Genomic DNA, 14303 nt, shown 5'->3' with positions numbered 1-14303 from the left:
AGAACGTGTTGAGAAAGCGGGCTGACAACTTCGGGGTTGTGGGCCAGGGTGGGCTATGGGCTCTTCCCCGGCCTACCCCTCGGATCTGACCGATGAGCAGTGGGCGCTGATCGAGCCGCTGGTGCCGGTGCTCAGCACCAGTGGCCGCGGCACTCGCGGCGGACGACCGGCGAAGTATCCGCGCCGCCGGATCGTCGACGCGATCTTGTACCTGGACCGGACGGGCTGTTCCTGGCGGCAGCTGCCGCACGACTTTCCGCCGTGGGAGACCGTCTACTACTACTTCCAGCGGTGGGCCGCCGACGGCACCACCGACCGGATCCATGACGCGCTGCGCGACGCGGCCCGGGATGCCGCCGGGCGTGACCCAGCCGCCTCGGCCGGTGCGGTGGACTCCCAGACGGTGCCCGGCGCCGCCACGGTCGGCACAGGCTCCCGTGGCTACGACGCCGGCAAGAAGGTCAACGGCCGCAAGCGGCACCTGGTGGTCGACACCCTGGGTCTGCTCATCGTCGTGCTGGTGACCGCGGCCAGCGTGCAAGACCGCGACGGCGGCATCCGGGTGCTGGACCGGGCCAAGATGGCCATGCCCTCCCTGGTGCTGGTCTGGGCCGATGCCGCCTACAGCCGCCGCACCCAGGACTTCGCCTCGAAGGCGCTGCGCATCCTGGTGCAGGTGGTGGCCAAGCTGGTCGGCCAGCAGGGCTTCGTGCCGCTGCCGCGCCGCTGGGTGGTCGAGCGCACGCACGCCTGGATCACCGGCCATCGCCGGATGAGCCGGGACTACGAACGGCTGCCCGCCCACTCCGAAGCGATGATCAAGTGGGCCATGATCGGGCTGATGGCCCGCCGCCTCGCACCGGCTCCCGGCCGCCGTCCCTGGCAGCCAGCACGAGCTTCCTGAGCCCTTTCTCAACACGTTGTCAGGGTGGGACCCGGGACGGGGCCGCCCCCCACGCCTCGGAGAAGGACCCCGTCCTCCCCACCCCTCGCAAGCTCGGGGCGGGACCCGAGACGGGGCCGGCGGGCCCTTGGAGGGTGGCCGTTCCGGTACCTCGCCGGGCGCGCGGCGGGGTCCGGCCGGTCGATCCCGCCGTTCCCGGGCCCGCGCTCGTTAGGCTGGTCGGGAGGTGGCGCGACGGCCCCGGGGCTCCCCGGACGCCGGAGGCCGAGCAGCCGGTCGGAGCGACCGGCCGGCCGCGCCCGCGAGAACTGCTGAGGACGTGCTGTGTTCGAGACCCTCTCCGACCGCCTGGACAAGGTCTTCAGCGGCCTGCGCGGCAAGGGTCGGCTCACCGACGCCGACATCGACGCGACCGCCCGCGAGATCCGCATCGCGCTGCTGGAGGCCGACGTCGCGCTGCCGGTGGTCCGGGCCTTCATCAACGCCGTCAAGGAGCGGGCGCGCGGGGCCGAGGTGTCCCAGGCGCTCAACCCCGCGCAGCAGGTCATCAAGATCGTCAACGAGGAGCTCGTCGAGATCCTCGGCGGGGAGACCCGGCGGCTGCGCTACGCCAAGCAGTCGCCCACGGTGATCATGCTGGCCGGTCTCCAGGGCTCCGGTAAGACGACGCTGGCCGGCAAGCTCGGCCGCTGGCTGAAGGCCCAGGGTCACACCCCGCTGCTGGTGGCCGCCGACCTGCAGCGGCCCAACGCGGTCAACCAGCTCTCGATCGTCGCCGGGCAGGCCGGGGTCGACGTCTACGCGCCCGAGCCCGGCAACGGCATCGGCGACCCGATCCGGGTCGCCGCCGACTCCATCGACCACGCGCGGCGCACCATGCACGACGTCGTCGTCGTCGACACCGCGGGCCGGCTGGGCATCGACGCCGAGCTGATGGCGCAGGCCGCCGGCATCCGCGACGCCGTCCGGCCCGACGAGACGCTCTTCGTCGTCGACGCGATGATCGGTCAGGACGCCGTCACCACCGCCGAGGCCTTCCGCGACGGCGTGGGCTTCACCGGCGTCGTCCTCACCAAGCTCGACGGTGACGCGCGTGGTGGTGCGGCGCTCTCGGTCCGCCACGTGACCGGGCAGCCGATCATGTTCGCCTCCACGGGCGAGAAGCTGACCGACTTCGACGTCTTCCACCCCGAGCGGATGGCCTCGCGCATCCTCGGGATGGGCGACGTGCTCACCCTCATCGAGCAGGCCGAGCAGGCGTTCGACGCCGACCAGGCCGAGAAGATGGCCGGCAAGCTGGTCAGTCGCGAGGGCTTCACCCTCGAGGACTTCCTCGAGCAGATGATGGCCATCCGCAAGATGGGCCCGATCGCCAACCTGCTCGGCATGCTGCCCGGCGCCGGGCAGATGAAGGAGCAGCTCAAGCAGGTCGACGACCGCGACCTGGACCGCACCGCGGCGATCATCCGCTCGATGACCCCCGAGGAGCGGGTCAACTCCAAGATCATCAACGCCTCGCGTCGGGTGCGCATCGCCAACGGCTCCGGGGTGACGGTCACCGAGGTCAACGCGCTGCTCGAGCGCTTCGCCCAGGCCCAGAAGATGATGGGCCAGATGGCCGGGAGCATGGGCCTGCCCGGCATGGGCCCGATGTCGAAGAAGGCCCGCGGGCGGCAGATGCAGGCCCAGTCGAAGAAGGGCAAGAAGGGCAAGGGGAAGGGCGGCGCCGCCAAGAAGGGTGGCGGCCCCGCCCGCCGGCCCGTCGGCGCGCCCGGCCTGCCGCCGGGTGCGGGCAACCCCTTCGGCGGCGGGTTCCCGGGCGGCGGGATGCCCGGCGGCATGCCCGGCCTGCCGCCGGGCCAGGGCCTGCCCGACCTCACCAAGCTGAACTTCGACCAGCCCGGGGACGAGCGGCCCTCCCGATGAGCGCGCCGTCCCTGCACCTCTCCGGCGTCGTCCTGCCCGAGGGGGAGCACCGCGACCTCTGGGTCCGCGACGGCCGCGTCACGTTCGAGCCGGTGCCCGGCGCCGAGACCGTCAGCCGCGGCGGCTGGCTGGTGCCCGGCCTCGTGGACGCGCACTGCCACGTCGGCATCGGCCGCGGCGGCGTGCACGTCGAGGACCTCGCCGGCCTGCGCGAGCAGGCCCTCGAGGAACGTGCTGCGGGCGTCCTCGCGCTGCGCGACTGCGGCTCCCCTGTCGACACCCGGGCCCTGGACGACGAGCCGGACCTGCCGACGATCGTCCGCGCCGGCCGGCACATCGCCCGCACCCGCCGCTACATCCCCGGCCTGGCCACCGAGATCGAGCCCGACGCGTTGGTCAAGGAGGTCCGCGACCAGGCCCGTCGGGGTGACGGCTGGGTGAAGCTGGTGGGGGACTGGATCGACCGCGGGGTGGGCGACCTCGCGCCCGAGTGGCCGGCTGACGTCCTCGCGGCCGCGATCGCCGCCGCCCACGAGGAGGGCGCCCGGGTCACGGCGCACACCTTCGGCACCGACGCGCTGCCCGACCTGATCGGCGCGGGCATCGACTGCATCGAGCACGGCACCGGCCTGACCGAGGAGCTCATCGGGCAGATGGCCGGCCGCGGCACCGCCGTCGTCCCGACGCTGGTCAACGTCGAGAACTTCCCCGGCTTCGCGGACGCGGGGGAACGCAGGTTCCCCACCTACGCGAGCACGATGCGGCGGCTGTACGCGTCGTCGGGCGCCGTCGTCCGGGCGGCGTTCGAGGCCGGGGTGCCGGTGTTCGCCGGCACCGATGCCGGCGGCGGCGTCGACCACGGCCGGATCGCCGACGAGGTGCGCGCGCTGCACGCGGCCGGCATCCCGGCCCAGGCGGCGCTCGCGGCGGCCTCGTGGTCGGCGCGGGCGTGGCTCGGGCTGCCGTGCATCGAGGAGGGCGCGCCGGCCGACGTGGTGGTCTACGACGCCGACCCGCGCGCCGACCTCGACACCCTCGCCCGGCCGCAGCGCATCGTCCTGCGTGGCCGGGTGGTGGCGTAGCAGGACGGGAGCCGCCCTGGCAGGGCCGTCGCCGCGAGCGGGGCCGGGGGCTCCCCGAGCGGTGGCGCGGACACGCTCTGCGCAGCTGCGGGAGGGCCCCTGACCGCGGTGTCGGCCGGTAGGCCGACAATGGACGCCGTGCTCCTTCGCATGTCGACGCTGTTCCTGCGCACTCTGCGCGACGACCCGGCCGACGCCGAGGTCCCGAGCCACCGCCTGCTGGTGCGGGCCGGCTACATCCGGAGGGCCGCGCCCGGCGGCTTCACCTGGCTGCCGCTGGGCTATCGGGTCTTCCGCAACGTCGAGCGCGTCGTCCGCGAGGAGATGGACCGGATGGGCGCGCAGGAGGTGCACTTCCCGGCGCTGCTGCCGCGCGAGCCCTACGAGGCCACCAACCGCTGGACCGAGTACGGCCCCAACCTCTTCCGGCTCCAGGACCGCCGGGGTGCCGACTACCTGCTCGGCCCCACCCACGAGGAGATGTTCACGCTCCTGGTGAAGGACCTGTACTCGTCGTACAAGGACCTGCCGCTCTCGCTGTACCAGATCCAGACCAAGTACCGCGACGAGGCGCGGCCCCGGGCGGGGCTCTTCCGCGGCCGCGAGTTCACCATGAAGGACAGCTACTCCTTCGACGTCGACGACGCCGGGCTGGACAAGAGCTACGCCGCCCACCGCGACGCCTACATCCGGGTCTTCGACCGGCTGGGCCTGGACTACGTGATCGTCTCGGCGATGTCCGGGGCCATGGGCGGGTCCAGGAGCGAGGAGTTCCTGCACCCCACGCCGATCGGCGAGGACACCTTCGTCCGCTCGCCCGGCGGGTACGCGGCCAACGTCGAGGCGGTCAGCACCGTCGTCCCCGAGCCCATCCCGCTCGAGGGCCTGCCCGAGGCCCACGTCGAGGACACCCCCGACACCCCGACCATCGAGACGCTGGTCGCGGTCGCGCAGCAGCTGTTCCCGGACGCCGGGTACACGGCCGCGTCGACGCTGAAGAACGTCGTCGTCACGCTGCTGCACCCCGACGGCACCCGCGAGCCGCTGGTCGTCGGCATCCCCGGCGACCGCGAGGTCGACACCAAGCGGCTCGAGGCCCAGGTCGCGCCGGCCGAGGTGGAGCCGTTCACCGACTTCGAGGGTCACCCGGAGCTGGTCAAGGGCTACATCGGCCCGCAGGTGCTCGGCGCCGAGAGCGCGTCGGGCGTCCGCTACCTCGTCGACCCGCGGGTGGTGACCGGCACCCGGTGGATCACCGGCGCCAACGAGCCCGGCAAGCACGTCTTCGACCTGGTGGCCGGCCGGGACTTCACCTGGGACGGCGTCATCGAGGCCGCCGAGGTGCTGCCCGGTGACCCCGCGCCCGACGGCTCCGGCCCGCTGGAGCTCGCCCGCGGCGTGGAGCTGGGCCACATCTTCCAGCTCGGCCGCAAGTACGCCGAGGCCCTCGACCTCAAGGTGCTCGACGAGAACGGCAAGCTGGTCACGGTGACCATGGGCTCCTACGGCATCGGCGTCTCCCGGGCCGTGGCCGCGATCGCCGAGTCCACCCACGACGAGCTGGGCCTGGTCTGGCCGCGCGAGGTCGCCCCGGCCGACGTGCACGTCGTCGCCACCGGCAAGGACGCCGCGGTCTTCTCGGCCGCCGAGACCCTCTCCCAGGAGCTGGTCGCCGCCGGGCTCACCGTGCTCTACGACGACCGCCCGAAGGTCTCGCCCGGGGTCAAGTTCAAGGACGCCGAGCTGCTCGGGATGCCGACCATCGTCACCGTGGGCCGGGGGCTCGCCGACGGCGTGATCGAGGTGCGCGACCGGGTGACCGGCGAGCGCGCCGAGGTGCCGGTCGCCGAGGCGGCCGCCCGGGTGATCGCCGCCGTCCGCGGCTGAACCCGGCGGCCCCGTTCTCGGCCCCGCCAGGGCCCCGGCCTCGCTGCAGGCCCCCGAGGCGAGCTCGCGAGGCGTGGGGCCGGCGAGGTCCATCGACGAGGGGTGGGAGGCGGGGGTCCTTCGTCTGGCACAATGGTCGGTCGAACACGGCGGTGGGCGGCCCTCTCACCGTTGCCGGCCGTGTCCAGCCGCACCGCCCCCGGCGTACCCCCACGCGTCGCTCCGGGCGGGCACACGACCTGCGTTCGAGGAGAACACCACACACCGTGGCCACCAAGATCAAGCTCATGCGCCTGGGCAAGATGCGCGCGCCGTACTACCGCATCGTCGTCGCCGACTCCCGCACCAAGCGCGAGGGCCGCGTCATCGAGACGATCGGCAAGTACCACCCCAAGGAGGATCCCTCCTTCATCGAGGTCGACTCCGAGCGGGCGCAGTACTGGCTGGGTGTCGGCGCGCAGCCGACCGAGCCGGTCGCGGCCATCTTCCGGGTCACCGGTGACTGGCAGCAGTTCAAGGGCGAGCCGGCCCCGCCGCCCATGAAGGTCGCCGCCCCGAAGCCGGACAAGAAGGCCCTCTACGAGGAGGCCGTCCGCAACTCCGGTGAGGAGCCGGCCGCCGGCGCCACCACGCCGAGGAAGAAGGCCGCCCCCAAGGCCGACGACGCGGCGGCGAGCGACGCCCCCGCCGAGACGCCCGCCGAGTGAGATCGTGCTCGAAGAGGCGCTCGAGCACCTGGTCAAGGGCATCGTCGACCACCCCGAGGACGTGACGGTCGACCTGCTCACCAACCGTCGCGGCAAGACCCTCGAGGTCCGGGTGCACCCCGACGACCTCGGCAAGGTCATCGGCCGTGGCGGCCGCACCGCCAAGGCGCTGCGCACGGTGATGACCGGTGTCGGCGGCCGCGGCCTGCGGGTCGACGTCGTCGACACCGACGGGCGCTGAGCGCCTCTCCTGAGCACCACCCCGGTGAACGCAGAACCGAACGACCCCACCGACACCGTGGTGGTCGGCCGCATCGGCCGGCCCCACGGTGTCCGTGGTGAGGTCACCGTCGAGGTCCGCACCGACGACCCGGACCTCCGGTTCGCCCTCGGTGCGATCCTGCGCACCGACCCCGCCGACCGCGGGCCGCTCACCGTCGCCGGCCGCCGCTGGCACCGCGAGGTGCTCCTGCTGGCCATCGAGGGCGTCGAGAGCCGTGAGGCGGCCGAGGAGCTGCGCAACACCGAGCTGCACGTGCCCGTGGCCGAGCTGCCCGCGCTCGAGGACCCCGACGTCTTCTACGACCACCAGCTGGTCGGCCTGACCGCCCGCCTGCCCGACGGCACGGAGCTGGGCACCGTCGACGCCGTCCGCCACGAAGGCGCCGACCTGCTCGTCGTCCGCCGGGTCGAGGGCGGGGACCTCCTCGTGCCGTTCGTGACGGCGATCGTCCCGACCGTCGACCTCGCCGGCGGGTCCCTCGTGGTCGACCCGCCCGAGGGGCTGCTCGACCTGTGAGCGGCTCCGTCACCGAGCGCAGCGCCCCGTTCCGGGTGGACGTCGTCAGCATCTTCCCCGAGTACCTGGCGCCGCTGCGGCAGTCGCTGCTGGGCAAGGCCGCCGAGCGCGGCCTGGTCAGCGTCGGCGTGCACGACCTGCGGCAGTGGACCGACGACGTCCACCGCACCGTGGACGACGCCCCGTACGGCGGCGGCCCCGGCATGGTCATGAAGCCCGAACCGTGGGCCCAGGCGCTCGAGGCAGTCCGCCCGCCGGGCACCCGCCTCGTCGTGCCGACCCCCGCCGGGCGCCCCTTCACCCAGGCCGTGGCCGCGGAGTGGGCGCGTGAGCCGGGCCTCGTCTTCGCCTGCGGCCGGTATGAGGGCATCGACCAGCGGGTCGCCGACTGGGCCGCCGAGGCCGGACCGGTGTCGGAGGTCTCGATCGGGGACTACGTGCTGGCCGGCGGCGAGTCCGCGGTGCTGGTCATGGTCGAGGCCGTGACCCGGCTGCTGCCCGGCGTCGTCGGCAACAGGGAGTCCGTCGAGTACGACTCGCACGCCGACGGCCTGCTCGAGGGCCCCTCCTACACCCGCCCGGCGTCCTGGCGTGGCCACGACGTCCCGGCGGTGCTGCTCTCCGGCGACCACGCCGCGATCGCCCGGTGGCGGCGGGCGGAGTCCCTGCGGCGGACGGCGGCTCGTCGTCCGGACCTGCTGGCGGCGCTGCCCGAGGATGCGCTCACCGCCGCCGACCGCGCCGTCCTCGACGAGTGAGCGACCGCCGGGTGGGTGGGCGAGCGATGGTGCGGCCGACCGCACGGGTCGTGGTCCTCGACCCGGCCGGGCGGGTGCTGCTGCTCGGCGCCCGGCTCACCGACCCCGCCGTCCCGCCCGGCGACGTGCTGTTCTGGTACACCCCCGGCGGCGGCGTGGAGCCGGGGGAGGGCGTGCGGGAGGCCGCCGCCCGGGAGCTCGCCGAGGAGATCGGCCTGGTCGTCGACCCCGTGCAGCTCGAGGGGCCGGTGTGGTTCCGACGACACGTCGGCCCGTTCGCCGGCGTGCAGATCGACTCGCGGGAGACCTTCTTCGTGCTGCGCGACGTGGTGCACGAGGTGGATGCCAGCGGCCGCACGGAGCTCGAGCTGCTCGGCGCCGAGCCGCACCGCTGGTGGAGTGCCGAGGAGGTCGCCGCGAGCGCCGAGACCTTCGCGCCCGGCGAGCTCGCCGACCTGCTGCCGGAGCTCTCCGCGAGGCCGTCGACGGGGCCGCCGCGCTTCGTCGGCTGAAGATGTGGCACAGTAGAGAGCTGCTGTGGACGCATCGCTGTGTCGACGCCGAGCTCCTCACGGAGTGCAGCTCCCCGGATCGGACAGCCGGGGGCGCCTGCTGTCCGCACCGCAACGACACGACCGCTAGGACAGGACTGCCGCGATGAACACCCTGGACGTACTCGACGCCGACTCGCTGCGCGACGACATCCCCGAGTTCCGCCCGGGCGACACCGTGAAGGTGCACGTGCGCGTCATCGAGGGCAACCGCTCCCGTATCCAGGTCTTCCAGGGCGTGGTCATCCGCCGGCAGGGCGGGGGCATCCGCGAGACCTTCACCGTCCGCAAGGTCAGCTTCGGCGTCGGTGTCGAGCGCACCTTCCCGGTGCACACCCCGGTCGTCGAGAAGATCGAGGTGCTGACCCGCGGTGACGTCCGCCGCGCCAAGCTGTACTACCTGCGCGAGCTGCGCGGCAAGGCCGCCAAGATCAAGGAGAAGCGCGAGACCGTCTCTCGCTGACACTCCGCGCTGACACGACGCAGGCCGGTCCGTCCGGCCTGACCACGGCGGGTCCCCCGCGGCCGTACGCTGGCTCCGATGAGCAGTGACCGGCCCGGGAGGCCCGCCGACGTCGTTCCGGAGGGGGAGGACCCCCAGGCGACCGGGTCCACCGCAGACACCGGGTCCACCGCAGACGCCGGGTCCACCGCAGACGCCGGGTCCACCGCCGACACAGGCTCGATCCGCCGTCCCGGCGGCCGCGCTGCGCACCGGCGCGAGGAGGCCGGGAAGGGCTCGCTGGTCCGCGAGTTGCCGGTGCTCCTCCTCATCGCCTTCGTGCTCGCCCTGCTGGTGAAGACCTTCCTCGTACAGGCGTTCTTCATCCCGTCGGGCTCGATGGAGCAGACCCTGCACGGCTGCCCGGGGTGCACCGGTGACCGCGTCCTGGTCAACAAGGTGCCCTACTGGTTCGGCGAGCCCGAGCCCGGCGACATCGTCGTCTTCGAGGGGCCGGAGAGCTGGTCGCCGGAGGTGGACGTCCAGGAGCCGGGTAACTGGCTCTCCAGCGGGCTGCTGTGGCTCGGTCGCGCCATCGGGGTGGCCCCGCCCAGCGAGGACGACTTCGTCAAGCGGGTCATCGCCACCGGGGGCCAGACGGTGCAGTGCTGCGACCCCGAGGGTCGGGTCACCGTGGACGGCGAACCGCTCGACGAGCCCTACGTCTTCGAGAACACCCCGCTGGAGAGCCGGGCGTTCGGTCCGGTCACCGTCCCCGAGGGTCGGCTGTGGGTCATGGGCGACCACCGTTCGGCGTCGGCGGACTCCAAGGCGCACATCGGCGACGAGTGGTCGGGCACGGTCGCCGTGGACGACGTCATCGGCAAGGCCGCGCTGATCGTCTGGCCACTGGACCGTTTCGGCACGCTCGGCTCGCCCGACATCCAGGGCACCGAGGCGACCGGCGTCCCGGTCTCCGGTGCCGCGGCGGTCGCGGCCCCGTACGCCATGGGCCTCGTGGCCGCCGTACCGCTCACCGCCTGGCGACGGCGGCGACGTCGGACCCGCAGCGACTGACGCAGCCCGCGCCCGTCCTCGACCCGCACCTCCCGGTTCCCCGGGGTGTGCGGGTCGAGTCTTTCCGGACTCCGCGCGGAATGGCGTCGCCATGTCGACACGAATGCAGCGGGTCGCCATTCTCGTGTTTCTCGTGTGACTCGATACCACTCTGCGGAGTGGTGCGAACTCCTTACGAGAAATGTCGGAAAAACGTTCAAGCACCCGTCTCACCCGTCCGATGGAGATCGTGAGAAGTTCCCCGAACGTGTGAAACGGAGTCTGTTGTGTCCGCACCCTTGGCGAGCGCCGCCCGCGGCGTCACCCGCGTGCTCATCCTCGCCGACGCCCCCGTCCTGCGCCGTGGGCTGGTGAGCATGGTGAACGAGACCGCCGGCATGCAGTCGGTCGGGACTCCGGGGGAGCTGCGCCGCGCCCTCACGCTGGTCGAGACCGCCCGCCCCGACGCGGTGGTCGTGGAGCTGGGCTCCGGCCGCGCCGCGACCCTCAACGCCTGCCGCGACCTGCGCCGCCGGTACCCCCGGGTGACGATCGTGGCCCTGGGCACCTCCGAGGACCCGGCCGTGGTGAACGAGGCGCTGGCCGCCGGCGTCCGCGGCTACCTGATGATCAACACCTCGCCGACCCTGCTCGGCTGGGCCATCCTGGCCGCCCGCGCCGGCCGTACCGTCGTCGACCCGCAGATCCGCCGGGTCGAGCCGTCGGCGACCCCGGCCGCCAAGCCGTTCACCCCCGAGGTGCCGCTGACCCGCCGCGAGTCCGACGTCCTCGACGAGCTCCTCCAGGGCCAGTCGAACCGGCAGATCGGCCGCAACCTGTTCATCAGCGAGGACACCGTCAAGTCCCACGTCAAGGCCATCCTGCGCAAGCTGGGTGCCCGCGACCGGGCGCACGCCGTCTCCCTCGTGCTCTCCTCCCGCACTCCCGCCGCCTGCACCTGCGGCGCCCACGCCCTGGCCCCGGCCGAGGCCTGAGAAAGGACCCCCCTGCCCCCCGCCGCTCGCAAGCTCGCGGTGGGGCCCTGCAGGGAGGCCGGGCGGACCGTCCGCCTCCTCGGTGGTCCGCACGGGCGCTCACCGGCCGCTCCGGCGGCCGACCGTCCACGGGTCGGCCCCCTCTGACCCCGGGGGCCGGCCCCTGGCGCTCCTGCGCCGGTGACGGCCCGCCCACGGCCCCGCGCCGGCGTCGTACTGTCGGACCGCGATGGCTGTGCGTACCACCCCCGCTCCTCCCGGGCCGCGGAACCGCGCCCGCGCCGTCCCGCCCGCCGACGACCGGTCCGACGCCCTGTGGGACATGGAGCGTTTCCTGCGCCGCCGCGGGTTCACCGCGGTCGCCGGCGTCGACGAGGCCGGCCGCGGTGCCTGCGCCGGTCCGCTCGTCGCGGCCGCGTGCGTGCTGCCGGCCGGCCGCCGGGGGAGGGTGCCGGGCCTCGCGGACTCCAAGCTGCTGACCGCGGCGACCCGCGAGCGCGTCTACGAGGAGGTCGTCGACCGCGCCGCGGCGTGGTCGGTGGTCGTCATGCCGGTCGCCGACCTCGACGCGCGCGGCATGCACGTCACCAACATCGAGGCGCTGCGCCGCGCGGTGTGGGCTCTCGACCCCGGCGCGGACTACGTGCTCACCGACGGCTTCCCCGTCCCGGGGCTGGCCCGGCCGACCCTCGCGGTGTGGAAGGGCGACCGGGTGGCGGCGTGCGTGGCGGCGGCGTCGGTGCTGGCCAAGGTCACGCGGGACCGGATCATGCTCGACCTGCACGAGCGCTGGCCGCAGTACGACTTCGCCGTCCACAAGGGCTACACCACCGCGGCGCACGACGCCGCCCTGCAGCGGTACGGGCCCTGCCCGGAGCACCGGAAGCGCTTCGTCAACGTGGTCCGCGCCCGCGACGCGCACGCCGCCCGGGGAGTCCAGCTGACCGGCTCCGGTGCGATGGTCGATGATGGGGCCATGCGCCACGTGTCCGGAGAGCCGCGATGAGCACCGAGGACCTGGAGAAGTACGAGACCGAGATGGAGCTGCAGCTCTATCGCGAGTACCGGGACATCGTCCGGCAGTTCACCTACGTGGTGGAGACCGAACGGCGCTTCTACCTCGCCAACTCCGTCGACCTGCAGGTCCGGGAGGCCGGCGGCGAGGTCTACTTCGAGCTCAAGCTCTCCGACGCCTGGGTGTGGGACATGTACCGGCCGGCCCGGTTCGTGCGCAACGTCCGGGTGCTGACGTTCAAGGACGTCAACGTCGAGGAGCTGGACAAGCCGGACCTCGAGCTGCCCGACGGCCCCCGGCTGACCTGATCCGCGTGTCACGCACCGGAGGCTGACCCGGCCGGGTGACCGTCCGGGACCCGGTGTCCACAGGCGGTCTCGCCGTCCACAGATCGGCTCGACGGCTGTCCCGGCCGGTGCGCGGGGACGACGGTCGGCCGGGTGCGAACCACATCGGACCTCGGCGCCCACGGCGAGCGCATCGCCGCCGCGTACCTCACCGACAGCGGCCTGCGGGTCCTCGACCGGAACTGGCGCTGCCGCGAGGGCGAGCTCGACATCGTCGCCCGCGACGGCGACGCCCTGGTCTTCTGCGAGGTCAAGACCCGCCGCGCGGTCGGCTTCGGCCACCCGGTCGAGGCGGTCGGCCACGTCAAGCAGCGCCGGCTGCGCACCCTGGCCCAGCGCTGGCTCGCCGCCCACGACGAACACGCGCCGGAGCTGCGCTTCGACGTCGTCGGCGTGCTGGTGCGGCCGGACCGGCCGGCGTTGGTCACCCACCTGCGGGCGGCGTTCTCGTGACGCTCGCGCGGACCTGGTCGGTCGGACTGGCCGGGGTGCACGGCGCGATGGTCGACGTCGAGGTGGACCTGTCGGCCGGGGTCCCCGGTGTGGTGCTCGTCGGGCTGCCCGACGCCGTCGTGCGGCAGTCGGTCGACCGCGTGCGGGCGGCGGTGGTCAATGCCGGCGGCAGGTGGCCGCTGCGCCGGATCACCATCGGGCTGTCCCCGGCGTCGATGCCCAAGCAGGGCAGCGGCTTCGACCTGGCGCTGGCCACGGCGGTCCTGGCGGCCGACGGCGCGGTCCCGGCCGAGTCGGTGGGGCGCCTGGTGCTGCTCGGCGAGCTGGGGCTCGACGGCTCCGTGCGCGCCGTCCGCGGCGTGCTGCCCGCCGTGCTCGCCGCCGCCCGCGCCGGCCACACGACGGTGGTGGTGCCCGCAGGCAATGCGGAGGAGGCGGCCCTGGTCGAGGGGGTCGAGGTGCTGGCCGCCGGCACGCTCGCCGAGGTGGTCGCCCACCTGAGGGGCGGGACGTCGCTGCCCCGGCACACCCGCGGCACGCTGCCGCCTGCACCGCCCGGGCCGGACCTGGGCGACGTCGTCGGCCAGCCGATCGGCCGCCGGGCGGTGGAGGTCGCGGCCGCAGGCGGGCACCACCTGTTCCTCAGCGGGCCGCCAGGTGCGGGCAAGACGATGCTCGCCGAGCGGCTGCCCGGGCTGCTCCCCGCGCTGGACGAGCAGGAGGCGCTCGAGGTCACCGCCATCCACTCGGTCGCCGGGACCCTGCCGGCGGACGCCCCGCTGGTGACCCGCCCGACCTTCGAGGCGCCGCACCACTCGGCGACGATGGCCGCCCTCGTCGGCGGCGGGTCGGGGCCGATCCGCCCCGGTGCGCTGTGCCGGGCCCATCGCGGCGTGCTGTTCCTCGACGAGGCGGCGGGGCGGGATGCGGTCGCCGTCAGGCGGCTGCCGATAGGGAACAGTGACCGTAGCGTCACCGAGTGAAGGGACCAGCTGTGATCCGTCGTGCTGCGCCTGTCGTGCTGGCCGTGGCCCTGCTCCCCCTGACCGGCTGCGGCTCGTCCGGTGACGAGGGCGGGGCGATCGCCTACTGCCACCAGTTCGTCGAGCAGCAGCTGAAGTCCCCGTCGTCCGCGGACTTCCCGTCGAACAGCGAGCACACCGTGACTGAGCTCGGCGAGCAGCAGTGGCGGGTGTCCTCGTACGTGGACGCCGACAACTCCTTCGGGGCGTCGCTGCGCACGAACTGGACGTGCGAGATCTCCTACGACGATGCCGCCGGCGTGTGGACGCTGGAGTCACTGACCGGGCTGTGAACGACGAAGCGCCCCGCCCCTCCGAGTGGAGGAGCGGGGCGCTTTGTGGACTGCGGCGGGTGAGGC

Annotated in this window: 17 protein-coding genes; all 17 read left to right on the top strand. The window is 73.6% G+C overall.

The annotated features are described in order from the left end of the window. Window positions 1–55 precede the first annotated feature (55 nt). The 17 genes from CNO22_RS12670 to CNO22_RS12590 all read left to right on the top strand — a co-directional run bounded on the left by CNO22_RS12670 (window position 56) and on the right by CNO22_RS12590 (window position 14237). Window positions 56–904, top strand: coding sequence for an IS5 family transposase (locus CNO22_RS12670; RefSeq protein WP_100499712.1), 849 nt, complete (start codon window positions 56–58; stop codon window positions 902–904). 324 nt (window positions 905–1228) lie between these two features. Beyond that, a complete protein-coding gene (gene ffh, locus CNO22_RS12665) occupies window positions 1229–2830 on the top strand; it encodes a signal recognition particle protein (protein ID WP_100499711.1) in 1602 nt (533 codons plus the stop codon). Beyond that, window positions 2827–3912, top strand: a complete 1086-nt coding sequence (locus CNO22_RS12660; protein WP_100499710.1) for an amidohydrolase family protein — start codon at window positions 2827–2829, stop codon at window positions 3910–3912. The genes ffh and CNO22_RS12660 overlap by 4 nt, the downstream gene beginning before the upstream one ends. Before the next feature lie 150 nt (window positions 3913–4062). Then, window positions 4063–5799: a proline--tRNA ligase gene (locus CNO22_RS12655; RefSeq protein WP_232806994.1), complete on the top strand. Its 1737-nt coding sequence runs from the start codon at window positions 4063–4065 to the stop codon at window positions 5797–5799. A 266-nt stretch (window positions 5800–6065) separates the two neighbouring features. Further along, window positions 6066–6506, top strand: a complete 441-nt coding sequence (gene rpsP, locus CNO22_RS12650) for a 30S ribosomal protein S16 (RefSeq protein ID WP_100499709.1) — start codon at window positions 6066–6068, stop codon at window positions 6504–6506. A gap of 4 nt (window positions 6507–6510) precedes the next feature. Continuing rightward, window positions 6511–6747, top strand: a complete 237-nt coding sequence (locus tag CNO22_RS12645) for an RNA-binding protein (protein WP_091153035.1) — start codon at window positions 6511–6513, stop codon at window positions 6745–6747. Window positions 6748–6771: 24 nt separating this feature from the next. Beyond that, window positions 6772–7305, top strand: coding sequence for a ribosome maturation factor RimM (gene rimM, locus CNO22_RS12640; RefSeq protein WP_100499708.1), 534 nt, complete (start codon window positions 6772–6774; stop codon window positions 7303–7305). Further along, window positions 7302–8063: a tRNA (guanosine(37)-N1)-methyltransferase TrmD gene (trmD, locus tag CNO22_RS12635; RefSeq protein WP_100499707.1), complete on the top strand. Its 762-nt coding sequence runs from the start codon at window positions 7302–7304 to the stop codon at window positions 8061–8063. The genes rimM and trmD overlap by 4 nt, the downstream gene beginning before the upstream one ends. Then, window positions 8060–8575: an NUDIX domain-containing protein gene (locus CNO22_RS12630; protein WP_232806993.1), complete on the top strand. Its 516-nt coding sequence runs from the start codon at window positions 8060–8062 to the stop codon at window positions 8573–8575. Before trmD ends, CNO22_RS12630 begins: the two co-directional genes overlap by 4 nt. Before the next feature lie 145 nt (window positions 8576–8720). Beyond that, window positions 8721–9077, top strand: coding sequence for a 50S ribosomal protein L19 (gene rplS, locus CNO22_RS12625; protein WP_012949994.1), 357 nt, complete (start codon window positions 8721–8723; stop codon window positions 9075–9077). Between the two features lie 78 nt (window positions 9078–9155). Then, a complete protein-coding gene (lepB, locus tag CNO22_RS12620; protein ID WP_100499705.1) occupies window positions 9156–10133 on the top strand; it encodes a signal peptidase I in 978 nt (325 codons plus the stop codon). Window positions 10134–10399: 266 nt separating this feature from the next. Continuing rightward, window positions 10400–11107, top strand: a complete 708-nt coding sequence (locus CNO22_RS12615; protein ID WP_100499704.1) for a response regulator transcription factor — start codon at window positions 10400–10402, stop codon at window positions 11105–11107. 229 nt (window positions 11108–11336) lie between these two features. Continuing rightward, window positions 11337–12113: a ribonuclease HII gene (locus CNO22_RS12610; protein ID WP_100499703.1), complete on the top strand. Its 777-nt coding sequence runs from the start codon at window positions 11337–11339 to the stop codon at window positions 12111–12113. After that, the gene (locus CNO22_RS12605) at window positions 12110–12430 is read left to right on the top strand and encodes a DUF2469 domain-containing protein (protein ID WP_012949990.1); all 321 of its coding nucleotides are present in this window, start codon (window positions 12110–12112) and stop codon (window positions 12428–12430) included. The genes CNO22_RS12610 and CNO22_RS12605 overlap by 4 nt, the downstream gene beginning before the upstream one ends. Window positions 12431–12562: 132 nt before the next feature. Further along, the gene (locus tag CNO22_RS12600) at window positions 12563–12922 is read left to right on the top strand and encodes a YraN family protein (RefSeq protein ID WP_100499702.1); all 360 of its coding nucleotides are present in this window, start codon (window positions 12563–12565) and stop codon (window positions 12920–12922) included. Beyond that, window positions 12919–13905, top strand: a complete 987-nt coding sequence (locus CNO22_RS12595) for a YifB family Mg chelatase-like AAA ATPase (RefSeq protein ID WP_232806992.1) — start codon at window positions 12919–12921, stop codon at window positions 13903–13905. Before CNO22_RS12600 ends, CNO22_RS12595 begins: the two co-directional genes overlap by 4 nt. Window positions 13906–13949: 44 nt before the next feature. Continuing rightward, the gene (locus CNO22_RS12590; protein WP_157936929.1) at window positions 13950–14237 is read left to right on the top strand and encodes a hypothetical protein; all 288 of its coding nucleotides are present in this window, start codon (window positions 13950–13952) and stop codon (window positions 14235–14237) included. Window positions 14238–14303 lie beyond the last annotated feature (66 nt).

Source organism: Geodermatophilus chilensis, from assembly GCF_002802985.1.
In the GTDB taxonomy this organism is placed as follows: Bacteria; Actinomycetota; Actinomycetes; order Mycobacteriales; family Geodermatophilaceae; genus Geodermatophilus; species Geodermatophilus chilensis.
The sequence above is the reverse complement of the archived record's forward strand: the minus strand, read 5'-3'. Positions and strand labels throughout refer to the sequence as shown.